Genomic DNA, 19,665 nt, shown 5'->3' with positions numbered 1-19,665 from the left:
TTTTTGTACAAATACTTTCTGAATGAAATACGTAATCCTACTTTCAGTTATATTCCTAACAGCCTGTGGTCAAGGAAAAAAATATCATGACAAAGAAAAGACGATAGCAGTTGAATCCGACTTGATTGCCGGTATTCTTGAATATCAAAAAGAACAGAACGAAAGTTTTAGAGACCCGGATTCCTCTCCTTTGCCCGACAAATACCGTAAGGATTTTGAAGGGCTCGATTTTTTTGCGCCCGATACCACTTATATAGTAAAGGCCCACTTTGTACGCACTCCCGATGCCGAACCTTTTTTAATGCCCAGCACTACGGATAGGCAAACACGGGAGGTGGTCTACGGAATTGCCCATTTTACCTTAAACGGTACAGCGCATCAATTGGAAGTGTACCAAAGTTTGGATTTGATGGATGATGAGGAATATGAAGATTATCTGTTTTTGCCTTTTTTGGACAACACCAATGGTGAAGAAACGTATGGTGGTGGCAGGTATATTGATTTGTCCATCCCGGAAGGGGATACTTTGGTGATTGATTTTAACAAAGCGTACAACCCGTATTGTGTTTATAACAAAAAGTACTCCTGCCCTCTAGTGCCAAGGCAAAATTATTTGAGAACTAAAGTGAGAGCAGGAGTGAAAAATTTTAACAAGGACTAAAAAAGCCTTAATCCTATTGGAATAAGGCTTTTTTTCGTGTCATATCTATAGTGCTTAGAAGGAGTAAATCGCAGCGAACAATACAGAGGCCAAGCTCGAGGTTGGAGCAAGATCGTGGTCGATAAAAGTATCTTCAGAGGCACTATCCAATCGAATTTCTGGTTTAAGAATCAAGTTTCCAATAGTAGCGCTACCTGTTAAAGTTAATGCCAGTACACTTGCATCTCCATCAGCATCAAACACCTCTCCAATGGCACCAAATTCATCCGTTTCCATAAAGTATTCCCCCCTAAGTCCTAGGCTAAAAGTATCAGAAATTGCGTACTGCGGATAAAGTGCGGCACCTGTAAAGGATCCCCCGTCATCTTCCATGCTAAAGTGAGCAGCGTTGATACCCAAGAAGAACTCATCTGAAAGGTCAAAACCACCAGTATAGTCAACCTCAAAGCCTCCTTGGCTGTACAAGAAATTCAAAAACTGACCTGAGTAGCCCAATTGTGCGCCCACGGCGTAATCACCTGTCGGGTTGAACTCGGTCAGATCTGTTGGATTCATTACAGCTACCATGGCAGACCAATCGTTGCCCAAATCAAAATCGGCCTTAAGACCTGTGTGGCTAAAAGGGCCGTAAGAAAATAGGTAGGAAGTACTGTAGTTAAAGTTGGCCGCAGGTGAAATTACCTCATAACCCAAAAATGTGTTGAAGTTACCAAAGGTAAGAGTCACGGCATCACTTACATTCCAATACACGTATAACTGGTTTACAATATCGCCAGTAGCAGAGTACATGGGAGATGCAAAAATAGCATCCGTACCACGTGGGCCAAAAACCAGATCGGCCACAAAACCTACTTTTTCACCCTCATAAGCGGCAATAACATTTGCCATGCCCAAAGAGAACCCTGGTAGTTGTGCAAAAGAGGATCCCGGGGCTATGGCTTCCTCGTCATTTGGAGCGGTAATATTTGCTCTGTAATAAGCATCAACAGTACCACTAAAGCTAAACTTTGGAGTAGTTTCTTCCTCCTGTGCAGTGGCGGAAAATGTTACCATTGAAATGATGGCGATAGCCAAAATTTTTCCGAAGTTTGTATTTATAATCGTTTTCATATCATAATCGTTTTAAGTTGTCCTTTTATTGAAGGACGGTTGTTTAATTGTGAGTTTGATTGAAAAGGTTATTCAACGGAGCGTTTGGCAGAACGCTCCGTTCCTTTTTACAATCTTGTTGTGAGTTTGAAAGACTTGTTTTATTTGTCTTGGGAAATGTGTTCTGGATAAGCTTCCACTCCATGCTCGTGCAAATCCAAACCTTCAACTTCCTCTTTCTCAGATACCCGTAGTCCAATGGTTTTCTTCAAAATAAAGAGTACTATAAAGGAAGCAACAGCAGCCCAAACAATATAGGCCAACGATCCGTAGGTCTGTACCCAAAGTAGTTTTCCGCTACCTCCGTAAAACAATCCGCCATCCAGTGCAAATAGGCCAATTAGTACGGTTCCAAGGAATCCACAAACCCCGTGAACGGAAATGGCACCTACAGGGTCGTCAATCTTAAGTTTTTTATCAATAAATTCAATGGACGCAACCACTACAATACCACATAGCAGACCAATGGCAAGGGCTCCCCAAGCATTTACGGACCCGCATCCGGCGGTAATACCTACCAAACCGGCCAAAGCACCGTTCAATGTCATGGAAATATCCGCTCTACCATATCTGGCCCAGGTAAAGAACAGGGCTGCAATGGCACCAATGGCAGCGGCAAGGTTGGTGTTGATGATAACACTGGTTGCAGCGATGGTATCGTCACCGCCCCAAGCCAATTGGGAACCACCGTTAAATCCAAACCATCCCAACCAGAGAATAAATACACCCAATGCTCCAAAGGCCATATTGTGACCTGGAATCGCCTTGGCCTTTCCATCTACATATTTACCAATTCTTGGGCCAACCAAAATGGCGGCTACCAAGGCGGCGGCACCACCTACGGCATGTACTACGGAAGAACCTGCAAAATCAACGAATCCGGCTGTGTTTAACCATGCATCGTCGTCAAAAGGCCAGTACCAGCTACCTGAAATAGGGTAAATTAAAGTGGTGAGGATTGCGGAGAAAATCAAATAAGTGGAAAATTTGGTTCTACCTGCAATTGCTCCCGATACAATAGTGGCTGCTGTGGCACAGAAAACTGTTTGGAAGAACAGGTTGTGCCAATCATCGGCGCTAAAAAAGAAATACCCTTGATCGGATGGGCTAGATCTAAAAAATCCTCCGCCCACTAAATCGCTGCCATACATAATGGCGTAACCTACCGCCCAAAACATTATGGAGCCTACGGCAAGGTCCATAACGTTCTTCATTATTATATTACCGCTGTTTTTGCTTCTGGTAAAACCTATTTCCACAAGGGTAAATCCTGCTTGCATAAAAAATACCAAAACGGCGGCAAGTGTAATCCACAAGGCGCCCATATCGCCAGTTATGGCTTCAACGGCTTTATCTATCGCTTCTTGTTCTTGTACAATCATAATCTAAGTTTTTAAGTTTTTTGGCTATTAAATGTTAGTTGATTCCTGCGCTACCGCTTTCCTTGGTCCTAATTCTGTAAGCTTCGATAACATCGGAGACGAAAATTTTTCCATCACCAACATTACCGGTACTGGCAGTGTCCAATAAAACATTCACGGTTTTTTCCAGAAAGTCATCGCTAACTACGATAACCAAATACCTTCGCTGTATATCGCTCGTACTGTACGATATGCCACGATAGACATGTCCTTGTTTTTCATTTCCAACCCCTGTTACATCCCAGTAACTAAAGAAGTTGACCTCAATTTGATGCAGGGCTTTTTTCACCTCATCAAATTTGGATTTTCTAATAATTGCCTCGACTTTTTTCATAATTAAGTAGTTAATTGATGATTCAAATATATGTGAATTCAATACAGACTACCTAAAATGAGAGGGTTGTTGTTCAATTTTTGTGAGTATAAAAAAAATACCCCCTAAAATTTAGGGGTATTGAATTTTAAATTATTTTTTGTTATGTATTTGTTGATTTTGTATTAACATTATGTGCCTAATGCTTTGTTTTTATCAATAGAAGTGCCATAAAACATGTAAAATGTTTAATTTTTAACAAATTTTAACGATAAAAATACAGTTTGTAACTAATGGATGTGTCGGGCGATCCATAATCCCAACACAACGGCCAATACACCAATGCCAATACTCGAAATCATGTAAATGGCTAAATTGAGAAGTTCGCCATTCTTTAAATAGGTATGCTTTTCAAAAGCAAATGCAGAAAAAGTAGTGAAGCCACCGCAAAATCCAGTAGCCAGAAAAAGAGTGTTGTTATCGGATAGTAGATTGCCCTTGGCAGAGAGACCTAAAAAAAGACCAATTAAAAGACAACCTATAATATTGACCAAAAAAGTCCCCAAAAAGAAATTATGGAAAAGAGGGTTGAGGGGTTTGGAAATCAAATAACGTAGAACGCTACCAATTCCTCCGCCCAAAAAAACAAGTAAGGCTTGCTTCATGCCTTAAAGGTACAAACTAAACCGCTTCTTTGTACTCGGTTTCTACGGCCTCACGGGGGAAAAGTTTGGTGGTTGAGTTCTCAGAAATCCGTTGCATAGGTTTTGTAAACCTTTCTTTAGCTCCGTTGACACTGAAAATCAACAGAACGGCATTAATGGTAAGCAAAACAAAAAGAATACTCAAAAATACAGTCATCTAGGTTAGGTGCTAAAGTATTGTTAAAACAAAAGTACGTTTTTTCCTATAAGAACGAAATACAGGGCCAACTATTGTTGTTAAACAATTGATTTTTGTGGTAAAGACAAATTAAATGTTAATTTTTGAGGAAGTATTTAATCAAAAATAGGATAATTATAAATGTTAAGAAGGCAGCTAGAATCCAGATGACACCTTTATAATTTTTTTTGTGCAGTTTCTTGTCCTTTCGATAAGAAAATGAGATGATTGCCACAAAGGCTATAAAAAATAAGGCTGCGAAAATTAGCTGTCCCGTACTGAACATATTTTATATTTTTATGCAAAGCTAAATCAAATAAGTGTAATGGAAAGTAAAATTAAGGCCGTGGAGCTCTTCCACAATTCTTTTGGTCTTGGAGTTTCCCAAGAGCCAAAGGCAGATTTGGGAAAGGACAAAAACAATCTAAGGTTCAATTTGATGGATGAAGAGAACCGTGAGTATTTGGAAGCCGCCAATAATAACGATCTGGTTGAAGTTGCCGATGCATTGGGCGATATGCTCTACATTTTATGCGGAACCATACTAGAGCATGGCATGCAATACAAGATAGAAGAAGTTTTTGAAGAGATACAACGCAGTAACATGAGTAAACTTGGAGCCGATGGAAAACCCATTTACCGTAAAGATGGAAAAGTACTGAAAGGTCCAAATTACTTTAAGCCGGACATTCAAAACATAATCGATAAATAAAAAAGGTGCCGATCGGCACCTTTTTTATTACTGGATGACTTCGTGTCGCCATCCAAATTTATCTTCGGCACGGTTGTATTGAATGTCCGTGATTCTTTTTTTCAATAAAGAAGCATAGCTTTCTTCAATCTCGGGCAATGTATAATCCTTGCCGTGGTAGCCAAAGCCAGAAATCGGAGACACTACCGCAGCCGTACCTGCACCGAACATTTCTTTTAAAGAGCCATTTTCCGCAGCCTCGACCAATTCGTGAACGGATATTTTGCGAACCTCGGTCTTAATGCCTTCATCTTTGGCAATGTCCAAAATGCTCTTTCTCGTTATTCCGTCCAAAATACGATCGCTGGTAGGGGCGGTCATTAATGTATCGTTGATTCGAACAAAAACGTTCATGGCTCCTGCCTCCTCAATAAATTCGTGTGTATTATCGTCTGTCCAGATTACTTGTTGATAACCCTTATCCGCTGCCAACTTTGTTGGATAAAACTGTCCGGCATAGTTACCACCTGCTTTGGCGTAACCTACGCCACCGTTTGCTGCTCGTGAATAGGTTTCTTCTATCAAAACTTTCACTTTTCCCGAAAAATAAGCCCCTGAAGGTGCACAGGCGATGATGAATTTATATTCATCGGCCGGTGAAGCGTGAAATCCATTTCCAGAAGCAAAAACAAAAGGTCTAATATATAAGGAACTTCCTGGGCTTTGAGGAATCCAGTCACTCTCCAATTGGATAAGAGCATTGAGCCCCTCCATAAAATAAGCTTCGGGTATTTCTGGAATGGCCAGTCTTTGGGCCGATTTGTTCAATCGTTTCCAATTTTCTTCTGGTCTAAAAAGCCAAACTCTTCCGTCTTCGTCCTTGTAGGCCTTCATCCCTTCAAAAATAGATTGACCGTAATGGAAAATCTTTGAAGATGGGTCCAGGGTAATCGGCTGGTAAGGCACCACTTTGGGAGCAGACCACTCACCATTCTTATAATCACAGACCAACATATGGTCGGAATAAACACTTCCAAAGGAAAGATTGTCAAAATCCACATCATGGATTTTTGAGTTTTTGACTCTTTCCATAGCTATTTTATTCGCTAATGTTTCCATATCACTTACATTTACAGGGATAAAATTAGCTATTTATTGTTAGTTTTGGACGTTAATCAAATCTAAATATTATACTTGACCCACAATTACTTAAATGTTATCAAAAATGAGACTTTTTAACACTTTTGCTACAATTATTTTACTCGGTATGGCACTGGTTTCATGTAAGCAAGAAACCATTAAAGGCGATTATTTTGGAGAGGAATTCAAAGTTTCTGGAGAGGCTTCCAAAACATCAGCTCCATTTGATGAAATTTCTGGAAGGGATTCCCTGCAGACCCAAATAGTTGGTGAGATCAAGGAGGTATGCCAAGCCAAAGGATGCTGGATGAAGGTGGAACTGGAGTCCAATGAAGAGGTATTTGTCCGTTTTAAGGATTACGGTTTTTTTGTGCCAAAGGATGCCGCAGGAAAAAAAGTGGTGATGAACGGTGCGGCTTTTTTTGAAGAAATGTCCGTAGAAGACCAAAAACACTACGCAGAGGATGAAGGTGCTTCCGAAGATGAACTGGCCCAAATTACCGCTCCCAAGAAAACGTTGAGGTTTGAAGCAGACGGGGTATTGATTGCCAGCCAACCTTGAAGCGAAAAATAATCACTACGGGCGACGGTTCCAAGACCATCCAAATAGAAGATTGGGACGAACAGTACCATTCCAAACATGGTGCGGTTCAAGAAGCCTATCATGTTTTTATTGAGCATGGTCTAAAGTTGTTCCAAAAAAAACACATCCATCTGTTGGAAATAGGTTTTGGTACGGGCCTCAATGCACTTATTACCCTAATAGAAGCTTCCAAACAACAATTGAGTGTTGATTATGTTGGGGTTGAGGCGTTTCCGGTTTCCTTAGAAGAAGTAAATCAGTTGGACTATTGCGAGCAGTTGGGTTTTGAAGGATTGGAGCAAATGTTTCAAAAAATGCATAGTTGTCCATGGGAAAAAGTCATTTCGATCACAACCGATTTCACACTTTCAAAACAAAAAAAGGATTTTAAGGAAATCAGTCAGCAAAACCAGTTCAACCTTATATATTTTGATGCATTCGGTGCTAGGGTCCAACCCGAACTTTGGACCGAAGCCATTTTTTTGAAAATGTACCAAGCACTAAAAGCCAACGGGGTTTTGGTCACTTATGCCGCCAAAGGCAGTGTGCGCCGAGCCATGCAAGCTGTTGGTTTTACCGTAGAACGATTGCCCGGCCCACCAGGGAAAAGAGAAATGCTAAGAGCCACAAAACAGGAGTGATAGCCAATATTCTGTTAAGGAAAATGCTTTTGGTGTCATAAATAGGTTTAAAGTTTAAACAAATATGTTAAACCTAAATTAAGGTCTCATAAACAGTCGATTAAACCTATAACTTTGCGCAAAATGATTGTGATTGTATGAAGGTGTTGATAACAGGAGCTACTGGATTGGTTGGGCGGGCCATAGTTGAGGTTTTGCATCAAAAGGGCATTCCAGTAAATTATTTGACCACAAGCAAGGGGAAAATTACTTCCGACGAAGATTTTCAAGGATTTTATTGGAATCCTGCCAAAGGTGAGATAGATACAGACTGCTTTAATAATGTGCAGGCCATAATCAATCTGGCTGGAACAAGTATAGCCAAGCGTTGGACCCCCCAGCATCGAAAAAAAGTGATCTCCAGTCGTATAAATAGTTTACAAACCCTAAAAAAAGGGTTGGAAAACTCCAATAACAACGAAGTTGAATGTCTTGTTTCAGCGTCGGCTATTGGTATATATCCAGATTCTATTTCGGATTATTATGATGAGAGCACATCCAAAGTTGATGGAGGTTTTTTGGGCGAGGTAGTTCAAAAATGGGAAGCCGAGGCCGAAACCTTTGAAACAATTGGTGTAGATGTCGCTAAAATTAGGATAGGTCTCGTACTGTCAACAGAAGGTGGTGCCCTGCCCAAAATGGCAAGGCCTGTAAAAAACTTTGTTGGTGCACCGATTGGTAGTGGTGAACAATGGCAATCTTGGATACATATCAAAGATTTGGCGCAAATGTTCGCTTTTGCGGTAGAAAACAACCTTCGGGGCACATATAATGGTGTGGCCCCCAATCCAGTCACCAACACAAAACTTACCAAGGAACTGGCTAAAATTTTGGAAAGACCCCTGTGGTTACCGAATGTACCCGCATTTTTCTTAAAGCTGGTTTTGGGAAAAATGGCTACTCTTTTACTGGCAAGCCAACGGGTGAGCAGTAAAAAAATAGAAGAAGAAGGATTCTCTTTTCAGTATGTGAATATTTGTCAAGCATTAAAAAAATTATATACACCACAAGAAAAAGGTATGCCTGCATCGGTTGAAGCATAGAAAAATCAGGGCTTACATACTTTTTAAAAGATTAAAAGACCGCTTTTGGCGGCCTTTTTTATGTTTTGCGGTGACATTTTGACATTTTTGGACAATTGGCAGTACTTTTGCCACTTCAAATCGGAATAAAACATTAGAACATGAGCAATAAAAGTAAGGTTGAGGAAATGGAAGATGAGCCTAAAAAAGGGCAAACCGAAGAAAGTACTGAGCTGAACGATAAAAATATAGAAACCGAAACCACGGAAGAAATCGAAGAAGATGAAGTTTCTGAGGAGGAGAAGCTGCGTGAAGATTTGGCAAAAGAAAAAGAGAAGTTCCTGAGGCTTTTTGCCGAGTTTGAAAACTATAAGCGAAGAACTTCCAAGGAGCGTATGGATTTGTTCAAGACGGCCGGACAAGAGGTCATGGTGGCTTTGCTTCCTATTTTGGACGATTTTGAACGTGCTTTAAAAGAGCTTTCCAAATCCGAAGACAGGGAAATGTTCAAAGGCGTGGAACTTATCAGCAATAAATTCAAAGAAACCTTGAAGAACAAGGGTCTGGAACAGGTTGAGGTAAAAGCGGGGGATACATTTGATGCCGAGGTGCACGATGCCATTACCCAGATACCTGCACCGGACAAGAAAATGAAAGGGAAAATCATAGATGTCGTGGAAAAAGGCTTCAAGCTTGGAGACCGCATTATAAGACATCCAAAAGTTGTTGTTGGAAACTAAAACTGTATGAAGGAGGATTATTACGAAATATTGGGAGTCTCCAAAGGAGCTTCAGCCGCAGAAATAAAAAAAGCCTACAGGAAAAAGGCCATCGAGTTTCACCCGGACAAAAACCCAGGTGATGCCAAGGCGGAGGAAATGTTTAAAAAATCTGCCGAGGCTTATGAAGTACTGGGCAATCCTGACAAAAAGGCAAAATACGACCAATTTGGACATGCTGCCTTCGATGGAAGTGGCGGATTTGGCGGTGGAGGTATGAACATGGACGATATCTTCAGTCAATTCGGTGATATTTTTGGTGGCGCCTTTGGCGGTGGCGGAGGATTCAGTGGATTTGGCGGATTTGGTGGCGGACAGCGCAGAGCCAAGGGAAGCAACCTTCGTATCCGTGTTAAGCTAACGCTGGAAGAAGTGGCCAATGGTGTAGAAAAGAAAGTTAAGGTAAGACGAAAGCTCCAAGCCGATGGGGTTACCTATAGAACTTGCCCTACTTGTAACGGTACCGGACAGATCACCAAAATCACCAACACCATTTTGGGCAGAATGCAAACAGCCACCACCTGTACAACTTGTGGGGGTGCTGGGCAGTCCATAGATAAAAAACCTGCTGGAGCCGATGCCCAAGGGCTCAAGGTCGAAGAAGAGACCGTGTCCATTAAAATTCCACCAGGAGTGGAGGATGGCATGCAGCTAAAAGTATCCGGCAAAGGTAATGATGCCCCCGGAAACGGTATTGCGGGAGATTTGTTGGTCGCCATTGAAACTGTTGAGCACGATACTTTAAAGCGAGAAGGAGACAATCTTCACTACGATTTGTACATAAGTATGCCGGAAGCCGTTTTGGGAAGTTCCAAAGAAATTGATGCCATTGGCGGAAAAGTCCGTATAAAATTGGAACCAGGGCTACAGTCCGGAAAGATTTTAAGACTTCGCGGTAAGGGAATAAACAGCCTTAACGGGTATGGCGCGGGAGACTTATTGGTGCATGTAAACGTATGGACACCAAAAAATATAAATAAGGAACAAAAGGAGTTTTTTGAGCGTATGCAGGATGATGATAATTTTGTTCCAAGGCCCGAAAAATCGGATAAATCCTTTTTTGAGAAGGTAAAAGATATGTTCTCTTAAGAGAAAAATCCTTCTGTTTAAATAAAAAACGTATATTTGAAACTGATGTTGGGTGACCGATATCTAATTTTCTTTTTCATAGCAATTTTTTTCCCATCCTTGATTTTTTTAAGGGTGGGTTTTTGTTTTTATAGGAAAATAGGTAGCTAGCAAATACATATCTTTGAAAAAATAGTTTACATGGATCATATCCTTGTTGCCAAAAATGTGACCAAAACCTATGGTGATTACACAGCGCTGAGCAACATTTCACTACAAATTCCTGAGAATTGCATATACGGACTTTTGGGCCCCAATGGGGCAGGTAAAACTTCGTTTATCAGAATTATTAACCAGATTACGTACCAAGACGCTGGTGAAATTTGGTTCAATGGTGAACCCTTGGCTCCAAAGCATATAGCATCCATTGGGTATTTGCCCGAGGAAAGGGGACTGTACAAGAGTATGAAGGTGGGGGAGCAGGTACTTTATTTGGCACAATTGAAGGGATTGTCCAAAAATGAGGCAAAAACAAGGCTTAAATATTGGTTCGACCGTTTAAATATTGGTGACTGGTGGGATAAAAAAATACAAGAGCTTTCCAAAGGAATGGCCCAAAAGATACAGTTTATAGTTACCGTGCTGCACGAACCCAAACTATTGATTTTTGATGAACCTTTCAGTGGTTTTGATCCTATTAACGCCAACATCATCAAAGATGAGATTCTTCAATTAAAGGAAAAGGGTACATCCATCATTTTTTCCACACACCGTATGGAGTCGGTGGAAGAGCTTTGTGAGTACATTGCCCTTATCCATAAGTCCGAAAAAATATTGGACGGAAAACTGTCGGATATAAAAAAGGCTTACAAGAACAACATTTTTAATGTGGGTGTGCAAATGGAGAAAGATGCAGAGGCCTTTATGCGTTCTTTGGAACAAAAGTTCAACATTCTTTCTTCGGAAATAGATGCTTTGGAAAATCAAATACATTTTAAGGTGCAGTTGCCATCATCGCATACGGGTGATATTTTAGCGGAACTCTCCAAGGTATCGAACATAAACAGGTTCGAAGAAACCATACCTTCGGCCAACGATATTTTTATTCAAACTGTAAACAACAAGGACAATGGCAAGTAAACTTGGTTTAATTATAAAGCGCGAATATTTGGCCAAGGTGCGCAACCGTTCCTTTATTGTTATGACCATTTTGAGCCCACTCCTAATGGTGGGGATGGTTGTTCTTATTGCGTATTTGGCCAAAATAAATGATGATGAGACCAGGGTAGTCTCCGTTTTGAACGAAAGTGCCTTCTTTCAAAGTGAATTTAGTCCATCCAAGAATATATCCTTTGTCCACATGGACGATTTGACCTTGGAGCAGGCAAAAGACTCGACCAATTCCTTGGAATATTATGGATTACTCTATATTCCCCAAGGAGCAACGGTTGAGGAGGTGTCCAATGCCTCGTATCTTTTTACCAAGGACAACCCCAATACCTCCGTGACCAAAGAATTGGAGGATATTTTTCAAAACCAACTGCGGCAAGATCGTTTGCAAAAGTTGGGAGTGACCCCAAAACAGTTTTCCAGTGTGGAAAAACCTTTTGAAATCAACCTATCCACATTCGATGGAGAAAAAAGTATAAGGGGCATCAACGAGATCAAAGCTATTATTGGAGGAGGTTTTGGCTATGCCATTATGATGTTCATCATTATTTATGGGGGCTTTGTGATGCGCAGTGTTATCGAGGAAAAAACCAGCAGGATCATTGAAGTGATCATATCCTCGGTAAAACCATTTCAATTAATGCTCGGGAAGATTATAGGAAATTCTTTGGCAGGAATCACCCAGTTTACCATTTGGATCATTTCCGCATCATTGTTGATGTTAGTGGCAGTGATGATTTTTGGAATAGACTTGACGGCACTATCAAGCGACAATGGAGTGACTCCTGGACCAATGGGAATGTCGCAATTGGGCACTATGGATGATAAAATGATGATGTATGCCAAGGAAATCTACGATATTCCATGGGGCTTGCTTATAGGGTCATTCTTTATTTATTTTATACTTGGTTACCTTATATATAGCTCTATTTATGCGGCTATTGGTGCCGCGGTGGATAATGAGACGGATACACAACAATTTATTTTCCCTATTATATTACCTTTAATGCTGGCTATTTATGTTGGGTTCTTTTCGGTTTTTAGCAACCCGCATGGACCCATTGCAGTTGGGTTTTCGTTGTTTCCATTAACATCGCCCATTGTAATGCTGATGCGCTTGCCGGGAGGAATAGGGGAAGGCGGAGTGCCTTTGTGGCAATTTTTGTTGTCCGTTTTTCTTTTGATCGTTACCTTTTTGGGAATTGTATCATTGGCGGCCAAAATTTATAGGACAGGTATCTTAATGTATGGTAAAAAACCAACATACAAAGAATTGGTAAAATGGTTGAGATATTAAAATAGTATGCAAGAAGGCGCAGAAGAAATAAAGGAAATCATTACGAAAGATGTTTGGGGGACCATTAAGGAATTTTTGGACCTTGGATTCCATATTGGGGAGGGTGAAAAGGCTATAAATCTTACTATTGGGCTTTTGCTATTGTTGACGATTACGATAGTGGTGACAAAATTTTTGCTGAAATGGCTGCGCCGCATCTTTACCCGAAAAATGCAACAGGAAGACAAACAAAAGTTTTCCAGTGTATTCAAATTTATCCATTACGTCGTTTATCTCATTGCTGTATTGGTCACCTTAAGTGCAGCAGGAGTGGATATCACTTTGGTGATTACAGCTTCCGCGGCCCTTTTTGTAGGTTTGGGTCTTGCCTTGCAAGAGTTGTTCAAAGATGTTCTTGGGGGTATTTTTATTATAGTGGATAAATCGTTACAGGTAGGCGATGTTGTTGAGGTTGATGGTAAGGTGGGTAAAGTCTTCGAAATAAAGCTCCGCACCACAAGGGCCATTACCCGTGATGATAAGGTATTGATACTGCCCAACCACAAATTTATAAGCGACATTGTTTACAATTATACCCAAAACCATAGAACCACAAGAGAAAAAGTAAGTGTAGGTGTTGCCTATGGAAGCGATGTGGATTTGGTGACCACTATTTTGGAAGAAGTGGCCAATACCCAAAAACAAGTGCTCAAAAACCCAAAACCATTTGTACTGTTCGAGGATTTTGGAGATTCAGCATTGATCTTCTCCATATACTTTTATACCAACCATACTTTCCGAGATCCACGGATAAAAAGTGAAATGCGCTATAAAATCAATGCCAAATTCAAGGAGAACAACGTTAGCATTCCGTTCCCGCAACGCGATATTCATATAATTCAGTCAAAACAATAGACACACATAAAAACCTCAACCCACCATATTGCAATTTGGAAGTGGATCACTTTCATTGTAATACTTTGTAACCATAATTTATGGGCACAGAGCACAGATATTTTTAGGCTGGAATACCTTAATATTCCCGAGAACGATAGCGGTGTCAAGACACAGCGCTACAAAGCGTTGCTCAATTTTCCCATACAGCTGAACAACAATAAGGATTACCTGGTTACAGGTGCCGAATATAATCGTTTTGATATGGGGTATTCAGCAGACCTTCCATTTGATAAAAAGGAGATGATCCGCTTCCATGTCATTGATTTTAATTTGGGATTGATCAAAAAATGGAACGAGAATTGGAATTTTGTGGCCATATTGACTCCTAGATTGGCGTCCAATTTATTGGATGGTGTGCTGCAGGATGATTTTTTTATGAATGGCTCTGCGGCTTTTTGGAAAGAAAAGCCAAAAGCAGATAAACCTTTTCGGGTGGTTTTGGGGCTGACTTACAACAGTACTACCGGGATTCCCGTACCGCTGCCCCTGATCCATTACTATAAAAAATTCCACCCAGACTGGTCGTTTATAGTAGGAGTGCCAAAATCCAACCTGAAATATCATTTTGATAAAAAACACAGTTTGGAGTTGGCACTGTTCTTGGACGGTTACTTTTTAAATCTTCAAAACGATATTGTTTTGGATAATGGATTGGCAGCTTCCCGGATTTCGTTCAACACTTTGGTGGGTAGCTTGGGGTATCAATACAGTATTTCCAAGAACATGTCCTTTTTTGCCATTGTGGGAAGCAGTGTGTATCAAGAAGGCAAATTAAGAAATAAAGATCGTGGTGAGGTGTATTTGTTTAATAACGATGCAAATTTTTATATTAGAACAGGTTTCAAAATAGGAATATTTTAAAAAGCAGTATATGTCAAAAATTCTGATAATAGAGGACGAATCGGCAATTAGAAGGGTGTTGGTGAAAATATTGGCCGAGGAAAACGATGGTTATAATGTAGCTGAAGCAGAGGACGGCCTAGCAGGAATTGAAGCCATCAAAAAGGAAGATTTTGACCTAGTGCTCTGCGACATCAAAATGCCAAAGATGGATGGGGTGGAGGTTTTGGAAGCTGCCAAGAAAATAAAACCAGAAATTCCATTTATAATGATTTCCGGTCATGGTGATCTCGACACAGCAGTAAATACCATGAGGTTGGGGGCATACGATTACATCTCCAAACCACCGGATTTAAACCGATTGCTTACTACGGTTCGCAATGCCTTGGACCGAAAGGAACTGGCCGTGGAGAACAAGGTGCTCAAGAAAAAGATTTCCAAGAACTATGAAATGATCGGGGAGAGCAAGGAAATAAATGCCATAAAGGACATGATCGAAAAAGTAGCGCCTACCGATGCCCGGGTTCTGATTACAGGTTCCAACGGTACCGGTAAAGAACTGGTGGCCCATTGGGTACACCAAAAAAGCCCCCGTTCATCGTCCCCATTTGTTGAGGTGAATTGTGCAGCGATTCCTTCTGAGTTGATTGAAAGTGAGTTGTTTGGACACGTCAAGGGTGCATTTACATCTGCTGTTAAGGACAGGGCGGGTAAGTTTGAGGCGGCCAATAAGGGAACCATATTTTTAGATGAGATAGGCGATATGAGCCTTTCGGCCCAAGCCAAAGTGCTTCGGGCCCTGCAAGAGAACAAAATCAGTCGCGTAGGTTCGGATAAGGACATTAAAGTGGATGTTCGGGTACTCGCAGCTACCAACAAGGATCTAAAAAAGGAAATTGAAGCAGGTAAATTCCGAGAAGATCTTTACCACCGTTTGGCCGTGATCTTGATCAAGGTTCCCGCACTCAACGATAGGCGAGACGATATACCTTTATTGATAGAGCATTTCGCCAAAAAAATAGCATCCGAACACGGAACAGGACAAAAGAGTTTCTCCAAAAAGGCCATAGAACTGCTTAAGAGTTATGATTGGACGGGGAATGTACGCGAACTCCGCAATGTTGTGGAACGTTTGATTATTCTAGGAGGTAAGGAAGTATCCGAGGAGGATGTGAAACTATTCGCCAGTAAATAAACCTAGGGGCAATCACCTAATTTTTCCAGAGCATCTTTAGCCAAGGTTTTAACCCGTTGGTGATATTCCTTTTTATGTTGCGATAGGTTGGTGTTCAACAAGGTCAAACGAGATTCTTCATAAATATTGGTAATAAACCTGTGAGCTTCTTCACAGTTCACATCAGAAACCACTTTATCCAAGGAAGACTCAAACCTCAATAAACAGCTGTGCACCTGTTTTTTTACCGTAGAACCATGTGTCAACATCATTCCGTTCTGAAAACCCAGAACTTCCTTGGTGTTCAGTACCAGTACATTGCTTCCATAATCACTGGAAGTTTGTTGCCCGAACTCCTGTAACACATTAATGCCGATTATAGTGCTCTCCAAAGCCTGGTGCAATGCCGCTTTGGATTTTGGTAAAACACTGGTTTTTGTAGCCGTTTTTAAATGGGAAAGTGTAATTTCCAAACTTTCAATGGCACCCTCGCAGCCACAGTCCAAAAAATTGCCCTTTGTTTTTTCAATACCGTTCAACGCTTTGTAGGCGTGGTACTTGGCCATATTTAAATTGTCGGCCACCACAGCCTCTTGGATTTTACTTTTGATGTATTCCAAATTGGTGCTTGCATATTGGCAGGCATTTGCAGGTGTAGTGAACGAAGCCATGAGCCAAAGGCCAAAAAGACCAATAGCAAAGACTATAAGTAGGATAATCTTTCTGCTTTTCATAACGATTTACAGATTTGGGACGCTGTGTCGTTGATAATCATAAAGTTACGAATTTCATCGTCCAGAGGAGAAAATAGATCGATTAAAGAACCAACTTTGGGCACAAGTGGTCAAAGTATCGATGAACTACACATTTAATAAGTAGGTTGAAGGAGTAATCAAAAAGAATTATATTCATTCCTATGAAAGAAATCAAAACAGAAGACTACAAGGTAGTTGATTCGGTAAAGCTATCTGAAAAAGACACCTACGAGGATTTTGGTGCATCCAAGAAGAAACTCAAAAAGGAACTGAAGAATATCCGAAAGGACCTTGGAGATTTTCAAGATACGCTCTACGCCCACGGAAAGTATGGAGTGCTGGTCTGTTTACAAGGAATGGACACCGCGGGCAAGGACAGTTTGATCAGGGAAGTTTTTAAAGATTTTAATGTTAGGGGAGTGGTGGTGCATAGTTTTAAGGTGCCATCCACCTTGGAAAAAAAGCACGATTACCTTTGGCGGCACTATATTGATTTGCCCGAAAGAGGAAAATTTTCTGTCTTTAATCGTACACACTACGAAAATGTATTGGTGACCAAGGTCCATCCAGAATATATTTTGGGAGAGAACCTGCCAAAAGTGGAATCTGTGGACGATATTGATGATGATTTCTGGGAAAGGCGCTATCAGCAAATCAATAATTTTGAAAAACATGTTGCCGATAATGGCACCATAATCTTCAAGTTTTTTCTGCATCTTTCCAAAGAAGAACAACGGCAACGCTTATTGCGTAGAATCCGTTTAAAGCAAAAGAATTGGAAGTTTTCTCCAGGCGACCTCGAAGAGCGAAAACTTTGGGATAATTATCAAGAGTGTTATGAAGAAGCTTTGGGCAAAACTTCCAAGGAACATGCTCCATGGTACGTAATACCTGCTGATAACAAAAAAGCAGCTAGGGTAATTGTGGCCTCCATCATGATGGAAGCGTTAAAAAAGTACAAAGATATTGAGGAACCCGAGCTGGACGATGAAATAAAAGCTAATTTAGAAACCTTTAAACAAGAACTGGAAAAAGAAACCACATGAGAACAGTCCTACTTTTGGCCTTTTTGTTGGTCAGTACCCCATTTTTTTCTCAGACCGAGGACGAAAAACAAATAAAAGCAATTTACGATGAAGCCCTTACCAATGGTAAGGCTTATGATTGGCTGAACTACCTTTCCAACCAAATTGGTGGACGTCTTTCAGGTTCCGTGCAAGCACAACAAGCCGTGGATTATACCAAGGCACAATTGGACTCACTGGGATTGGACAAGGTTTGGTTGCAACCCGTAATGGTACCTAAATGGGTAAGGGGTGTTCCTGAATTCGCCTACTTTGAAACAAAGCCTGGATTGACCACCAACGTCCCCATTTGCGCACTTGGAGGATCAGTGGCAACACCCGCTGGCGGTTTAAAGGCCAACGTGGTCGAGGTCAAGGGCATTGAGGATTTGGAAAAGTTGGGCCGTGATAAAATAGAAGGCAAGATTGTTTTTTATAACCGTCCGATGGACCCAACACTGATCAATACCTTCTCTGCATATTCAGGTTGTGTGGACCAACGCTATTCTGGCGCGGCCGAAGCCGCAAAATATGGGGCATCGGGCGTTATTGTACGTTCCATGAACCTTCGTTTGGATGATTATCCGCACACAGGCTCCATGAGTTATGGCGATACTCCAGTGAACCAACGCATACCAGCGGCGGCCATTAGTACAAACGGTGCGGAGTTGTTGAGTACTACGCTTAAATTAAATCCTGATGTAAAATTTTACTTCAAACAAAACTGTAAGCAACTGGAAGATGTGCAATCCTACAACGTAATCGGAGAAATAACAGGAAGCACCTATCCCAACGAAATTATGGTAGTGGGCGGTCACTTGGATTCTTGGGATTTGGGAGATGGTTCCCACGACGATGGAGCTGGGTGTGTACAGAGTATGGATGTGTTGAGGCTTTTAAAGGAAACTGGATATCAACCAAAACGAACTTTGCGCGTAGTGTTGTTCATGAATGAAGAAAATGGAATGCGAGGTGGCAATAAGTATGCGGAAGTCGCCCGAGCCAAAAACGAACAACACATATTTGCATTGGAAAGCGACTCTGGCGGGTTTACGCCTAGAGGTTTTTCCATTGATGCTTCTTCGGAGAATGTGAAACAGATTCAAGGATGGAGGGATTTGTTCGAACCATATTTGGTTCACCTGTTTTACGAAGGCGGAAGTGGTGCGGATATAGGTCCACTAAAAGAAGATGGAATAGTATTGGCGGGATTGCGACCCGATACTCAACGTTATTTTGACCATCACCATGCCGAGAACGATACTTTTGAGCACGTGAACAAGCGCGAATTGGAGTTGGGAGCAGCTACGATGGCCAGTTTGGTTTACTTGATCGACAAATATGGAACCATTCCCATCAAAAAAATAAAGGGATAAATTTTTCTTTTTTTTGGAAGGTTTAAACTTTCTTTGCTTTTCGCATTCGTTTGGGACCGTACCAGAGCCAAAATCCGGTAATTGTGAAAATCAAAAGGGAAATACCCATCACCGAAGTGTACACAAGTTTTATATAACCGTTTGTTCCGAGGTAATCATCCACAATGGAAGCATCGTGAATATTTTCCATAAAATCTGACCTTCGTTTTCCAATGGATAAAACATTGCCATTGGCCCCATCTAGTTGTACTTCGTAAAAAGAGTCCACAAAAAGGAACTTGACCGATCCTTTTTCCTTTCGCATATCAATACGGTCTACCTTAAAAGAGGTGTTTGGTACTTCGTTGTTAATTGTATTCAGTGCTATGGTATGCAGGCTATCAACAGGCAGCCATTTTTTTAGTTCTGCTGTAGTTCCTTGTTGTGTTTTTGGGAGGATGTATCCGTTGGAGTTCTTTTTCCAGCCCAAAATAAGACCGGATACGGAAATAAAAAAGAAAAATATAAATAATAATGCTCCTGTGGTTCGGTGTACTTTTCTAAAAATGCGTAATATTTTGGCTTGCTTCTTCCTTTTGCCCATTCCTGCCAGTTAAAACTCTAAAGATCATTAAATTTTATGAAAGTATGATACTTGCCAATACCCGAACTTAAAAGATAAGCT

The 19,665-nt window shown here is 41.0% G+C and carries 23 protein-coding genes; 14 read left to right on the top strand and 9 right to left on the bottom strand.

Annotated features, from left to right (window positions below):
* Positions 1–22 precede the first annotated feature (22 nt).
* Positions 23–661, top strand: a complete 639-nt coding sequence (locus tag AC13CS_RS05730; protein WP_293168412.1) for a DUF1684 domain-containing protein — start codon at positions 23–25, stop codon at positions 659–661.
* A 54-nt stretch (positions 662–715) separates the two neighbouring features.
* On the opposite strand, the gene AC13CS_RS05725 is transcribed toward AC13CS_RS05730, so the two are convergent.
* From AC13CS_RS05725 to AC13CS_RS05700, 6 genes are all read right to left on the bottom strand, one after another.
* The gene (locus tag AC13CS_RS05725; RefSeq protein WP_293168410.1) at positions 716–1,771 is read right to left on the bottom strand and encodes an outer membrane beta-barrel protein; all 1,056 of its coding nucleotides are present in this window, start codon (positions 1,769–1,771) and stop codon (positions 716–718) included.
* Between the two features lie 140 nt (positions 1,772–1,911).
* The gene (locus tag AC13CS_RS05720; protein ID WP_163625897.1) at positions 1,912–3,192 is read right to left on the bottom strand and encodes an ammonium transporter; all 1,281 of its coding nucleotides are present in this window, start codon (positions 3,190–3,192) and stop codon (positions 1,912–1,914) included.
* Between the two features lie 34 nt (positions 3,193–3,226).
* Complete coding sequence (locus AC13CS_RS05715) at positions 3,227–3,565, bottom strand: P-II family nitrogen regulator (RefSeq protein ID WP_108246498.1); 339 nt, start codon at positions 3,563–3,565, stop codon at positions 3,227–3,229.
* Positions 3,566–3,834: 269 nt separating this feature from the next.
* Positions 3,835–4,209, bottom strand: a complete 375-nt coding sequence (gene crcB / locus AC13CS_RS05710; protein WP_293168405.1) for a fluoride efflux transporter CrcB — start codon at positions 4,207–4,209, stop codon at positions 3,835–3,837.
* A gap of 16 nt (positions 4,210–4,225) precedes the next feature.
* The gene (locus AC13CS_RS05705; RefSeq protein ID WP_163625895.1) at positions 4,226–4,405 is read right to left on the bottom strand and encodes a hypothetical protein; all 180 of its coding nucleotides are present in this window, start codon (positions 4,403–4,405) and stop codon (positions 4,226–4,228) included.
* A 118-nt stretch (positions 4,406–4,523) separates the two neighbouring features.
* The gene (locus tag AC13CS_RS05700; RefSeq protein ID WP_293168402.1) at positions 4,524–4,712 is read right to left on the bottom strand and encodes a hypothetical protein; all 189 of its coding nucleotides are present in this window, start codon (positions 4,710–4,712) and stop codon (positions 4,524–4,526) included.
* Between the two features lie 39 nt (positions 4,713–4,751).
* On the opposite strand from AC13CS_RS05700, the gene AC13CS_RS05695 reads away from it, so the two are divergent.
* Positions 4,752–5,138, top strand: coding sequence for a pyrophosphohydrolase domain-containing protein (locus AC13CS_RS05695; RefSeq protein WP_293168400.1), 387 nt, complete (start codon positions 4,752–4,754; stop codon positions 5,136–5,138).
* 27 nt (positions 5,139–5,165) lie between these two features.
* Here AC13CS_RS05695 and AC13CS_RS05690 read toward each other — a convergent pair whose 3' ends face one another.
* Complete coding sequence (locus tag AC13CS_RS05690) at positions 5,166–6,236, bottom strand: branched-chain amino acid aminotransferase (protein ID WP_293168398.1); 1,071 nt, start codon at positions 6,234–6,236, stop codon at positions 5,166–5,168.
* A 106-nt stretch (positions 6,237–6,342) separates the two neighbouring features.
* Between AC13CS_RS05690 and AC13CS_RS05685 the strand changes: the two genes are divergently transcribed.
* From AC13CS_RS05685 to AC13CS_RS05640, 10 genes are all read left to right on the top strand, one after another.
* Positions 6,343–6,819: a DUF4920 domain-containing protein gene (locus AC13CS_RS05685; RefSeq protein ID WP_293168396.1), complete on the top strand. Its 477-nt coding sequence runs from the start codon at positions 6,343–6,345 to the stop codon at positions 6,817–6,819.
* Positions 6,816–7,481: a tRNA (5-methylaminomethyl-2-thiouridine)(34)-methyltransferase MnmC2 gene (gene mnmC2 / locus AC13CS_RS05680; RefSeq protein WP_293168394.1), complete on the top strand. Its 666-nt coding sequence runs from the start codon at positions 6,816–6,818 to the stop codon at positions 7,479–7,481. Before AC13CS_RS05685 ends, mnmC2 begins: the two co-directional genes overlap by 4 nt.
* Positions 7,482–7,618: 137 nt before the next feature.
* Complete coding sequence (locus AC13CS_RS05675) at positions 7,619–8,563, top strand: TIGR01777 family oxidoreductase (protein ID WP_293168392.1); 945 nt, start codon at positions 7,619–7,621, stop codon at positions 8,561–8,563.
* Between the two features lie 140 nt (positions 8,564–8,703).
* Positions 8,704–9,282 (top strand): nucleotide exchange factor GrpE, encoded by a 579-nt coding sequence (locus AC13CS_RS05670; protein ID WP_293168390.1) that lies wholly within the window; start codon positions 8,704–8,706, stop codon positions 9,280–9,282.
* Between the two features lie 6 nt (positions 9,283–9,288).
* Positions 9,289–10,410 carry a molecular chaperone DnaJ gene (gene dnaJ / locus AC13CS_RS05665; protein WP_293168388.1) on the top strand — a complete coding sequence of 374 codons (1,122 nt, stop codon included), beginning with the start codon at positions 9,289–9,291 and terminating at the stop codon, positions 10,408–10,410.
* Between the two features lie 180 nt (positions 10,411–10,590).
* Positions 10,591–11,529 carry an ATP-binding cassette domain-containing protein gene (locus AC13CS_RS05660; RefSeq protein WP_293168386.1) on the top strand — a complete coding sequence of 313 codons (939 nt, stop codon included), beginning with the start codon at positions 10,591–10,593 and terminating at the stop codon, positions 11,527–11,529.
* A complete protein-coding gene (locus tag AC13CS_RS05655; protein WP_293168384.1) occupies positions 11,519–12,856 on the top strand; it encodes an ABC transporter permease in 1,338 nt (445 codons plus the stop codon). Before AC13CS_RS05660 ends, AC13CS_RS05655 begins: the two co-directional genes overlap by 11 nt.
* A 6-nt stretch (positions 12,857–12,862) precedes the next feature.
* Positions 12,863–13,750 carry a mechanosensitive ion channel domain-containing protein gene (locus AC13CS_RS05650; RefSeq protein ID WP_293168382.1) on the top strand — a complete coding sequence of 296 codons (888 nt, stop codon included), beginning with the start codon at positions 12,863–12,865 and terminating at the stop codon, positions 13,748–13,750.
* Positions 13,751–13,756: 6 nt separating this feature from the next.
* Complete coding sequence (locus tag AC13CS_RS05645; RefSeq protein ID WP_293168580.1) at positions 13,757–14,653, top strand: DUF6268 family outer membrane beta-barrel protein; 897 nt, start codon at positions 13,757–13,759, stop codon at positions 14,651–14,653.
* Positions 14,654–14,663: 10 nt separating this feature from the next.
* On the top strand, positions 14,664–15,827 hold the full coding sequence (locus AC13CS_RS05640) for a sigma-54-dependent transcriptional regulator (protein WP_482888625.1): 1,164 nt from the start codon (positions 14,664–14,666) through the stop codon (positions 15,825–15,827).
* Between the two features lie 2 nt (positions 15,828–15,829).
* Here the strand turns inward: AC13CS_RS05640 and AC13CS_RS05635 are convergent, their stop codons facing one another.
* Positions 15,830–16,540: a hypothetical protein gene (locus AC13CS_RS05635; protein ID WP_482888624.1), complete on the bottom strand. Its 711-nt coding sequence runs from the start codon at positions 16,538–16,540 to the stop codon at positions 15,830–15,832.
* A 182-nt stretch (positions 16,541–16,722) separates the two neighbouring features.
* Between AC13CS_RS05635 and AC13CS_RS05630 the strand changes: the two genes are divergently transcribed.
* Together AC13CS_RS05630 and AC13CS_RS05625 are read left to right on the top strand one after the other, a co-directional pair.
* Positions 16,723–17,607 carry a PPK2 family polyphosphate kinase gene (locus AC13CS_RS05630; protein ID WP_163625882.1) on the top strand — a complete coding sequence of 295 codons (885 nt, stop codon included), beginning with the start codon at positions 16,723–16,725 and terminating at the stop codon, positions 17,605–17,607.
* Positions 17,604–19,001 (top strand): M20/M25/M40 family metallo-hydrolase, encoded by a 1,398-nt coding sequence (locus AC13CS_RS05625; protein WP_482888623.1) that lies wholly within the window; start codon positions 17,604–17,606, stop codon positions 18,999–19,001. The genes AC13CS_RS05630 and AC13CS_RS05625 overlap by 4 nt, the downstream gene beginning before the upstream one ends.
* A 22-nt stretch (positions 19,002–19,023) precedes the next feature.
* On the opposite strand, the gene AC13CS_RS05620 is transcribed toward AC13CS_RS05625, so the two are convergent.
* Positions 19,024–19,584 carry a PepSY domain-containing protein gene (locus AC13CS_RS05620; RefSeq protein WP_482888622.1) on the bottom strand — a complete coding sequence of 187 codons (561 nt, stop codon included), beginning with the start codon at positions 19,582–19,584 and terminating at the stop codon, positions 19,024–19,026.
* Positions 19,585–19,665: the final 81 nt, after the last annotated feature.

The organism is Flagellimonas sp. B-3, from assembly GCF_056857835.1.
Note: the sequence above shows the minus strand (reverse complement) of the source record. Positions and strands in the feature narration are given on the sequence as shown.

Excerpts from the sequence above, each read along its gene's own strand:
- crcB (WP_293168405.1), bottom strand. The coding sequence starts at position 4,209 with ATGAAGCAAGCCTTACTTGTTTTTTTGGGCGGAGGAATTGGTAGCGTT.
- AC13CS_RS05715 (WP_108246498.1), bottom strand. The coding sequence starts at position 3,565 with ATGAAAAAAGTCGAGGCAATTATTAGAAAATCCAAATTTGATGAGGTG.
- AC13CS_RS05635 (WP_482888624.1), bottom strand. The coding sequence starts at position 16,540 with ATGAAAAGCAGAAAGATTATCCTACTTATAGTCTTTGCTATTGGTCTT.
- AC13CS_RS05670 (WP_293168390.1), top strand. The coding sequence starts at position 8,704 with ATGAGCAATAAAAGTAAGGTTGAGGAAATGGAAGATGAGCCTAAAAAA.
- AC13CS_RS05685 (WP_293168396.1), top strand. The coding sequence starts at position 6,343 with ATGAGACTTTTTAACACTTTTGCTACAATTATTTTACTCGGTATGGCA.
- AC13CS_RS05675 (WP_293168392.1), top strand. The coding sequence starts at position 7,619 with ATGAAGGTGTTGATAACAGGAGCTACTGGATTGGTTGGGCGGGCCATA.
- AC13CS_RS05730 (WP_293168412.1), top strand. The coding sequence starts at position 23 with ATGAAATACGTAATCCTACTTTCAGTTATATTCCTAACAGCCTGTGGT.
- AC13CS_RS05640 (WP_482888625.1), top strand. The coding sequence starts at position 14,664 with ATGTCAAAAATTCTGATAATAGAGGACGAATCGGCAATTAGAAGGGTG.
- AC13CS_RS05690 (WP_293168398.1), bottom strand. The coding sequence starts at position 6,236 with ATGGAAACATTAGCGAATAAAATAGCTATGGAAAGAGTCAAAAACTCA.
- AC13CS_RS05655 (WP_293168384.1), top strand. The coding sequence starts at position 11,519 with ATGGCAAGTAAACTTGGTTTAATTATAAAGCGCGAATATTTGGCCAAG.
- AC13CS_RS05650 (WP_293168382.1), top strand. The coding sequence starts at position 12,863 with ATGCAAGAAGGCGCAGAAGAAATAAAGGAAATCATTACGAAAGATGTT.
- AC13CS_RS05695 (WP_293168400.1), top strand. The coding sequence starts at position 4,752 with ATGGAAAGTAAAATTAAGGCCGTGGAGCTCTTCCACAATTCTTTTGGT.
- AC13CS_RS05720 (WP_163625897.1), bottom strand. The coding sequence starts at position 3,192 with ATGATTGTACAAGAACAAGAAGCGATAGATAAAGCCGTTGAAGCCATA.
- AC13CS_RS05620 (WP_482888622.1), bottom strand. The coding sequence starts at position 19,584 with ATGGGCAAAAGGAAGAAGCAAGCCAAAATATTACGCATTTTTAGAAAA.
- AC13CS_RS05700 (WP_293168402.1), bottom strand. The coding sequence starts at position 4,712 with ATGTTCAGTACGGGACAGCTAATTTTCGCAGCCTTATTTTTTATAGCC.
- AC13CS_RS05625 (WP_482888623.1), top strand. The coding sequence starts at position 17,604 with ATGAGAACAGTCCTACTTTTGGCCTTTTTGTTGGTCAGTACCCCATTT.
- AC13CS_RS05630 (WP_163625882.1), top strand. The coding sequence starts at position 16,723 with ATGAAAGAAATCAAAACAGAAGACTACAAGGTAGTTGATTCGGTAAAG.
- dnaJ (WP_293168388.1), top strand. The coding sequence starts at position 9,289 with ATGAAGGAGGATTATTACGAAATATTGGGAGTCTCCAAAGGAGCTTCA.
- AC13CS_RS05660 (WP_293168386.1), top strand. The coding sequence starts at position 10,591 with ATGGATCATATCCTTGTTGCCAAAAATGTGACCAAAACCTATGGTGAT.
- AC13CS_RS05705 (WP_163625895.1), bottom strand. The coding sequence starts at position 4,405 with ATGACTGTATTTTTGAGTATTCTTTTTGTTTTGCTTACCATTAATGCC.
- AC13CS_RS05725 (WP_293168410.1), bottom strand. The coding sequence starts at position 1,771 with ATGAAAACGATTATAAATACAAACTTCGGAAAAATTTTGGCTATCGCC.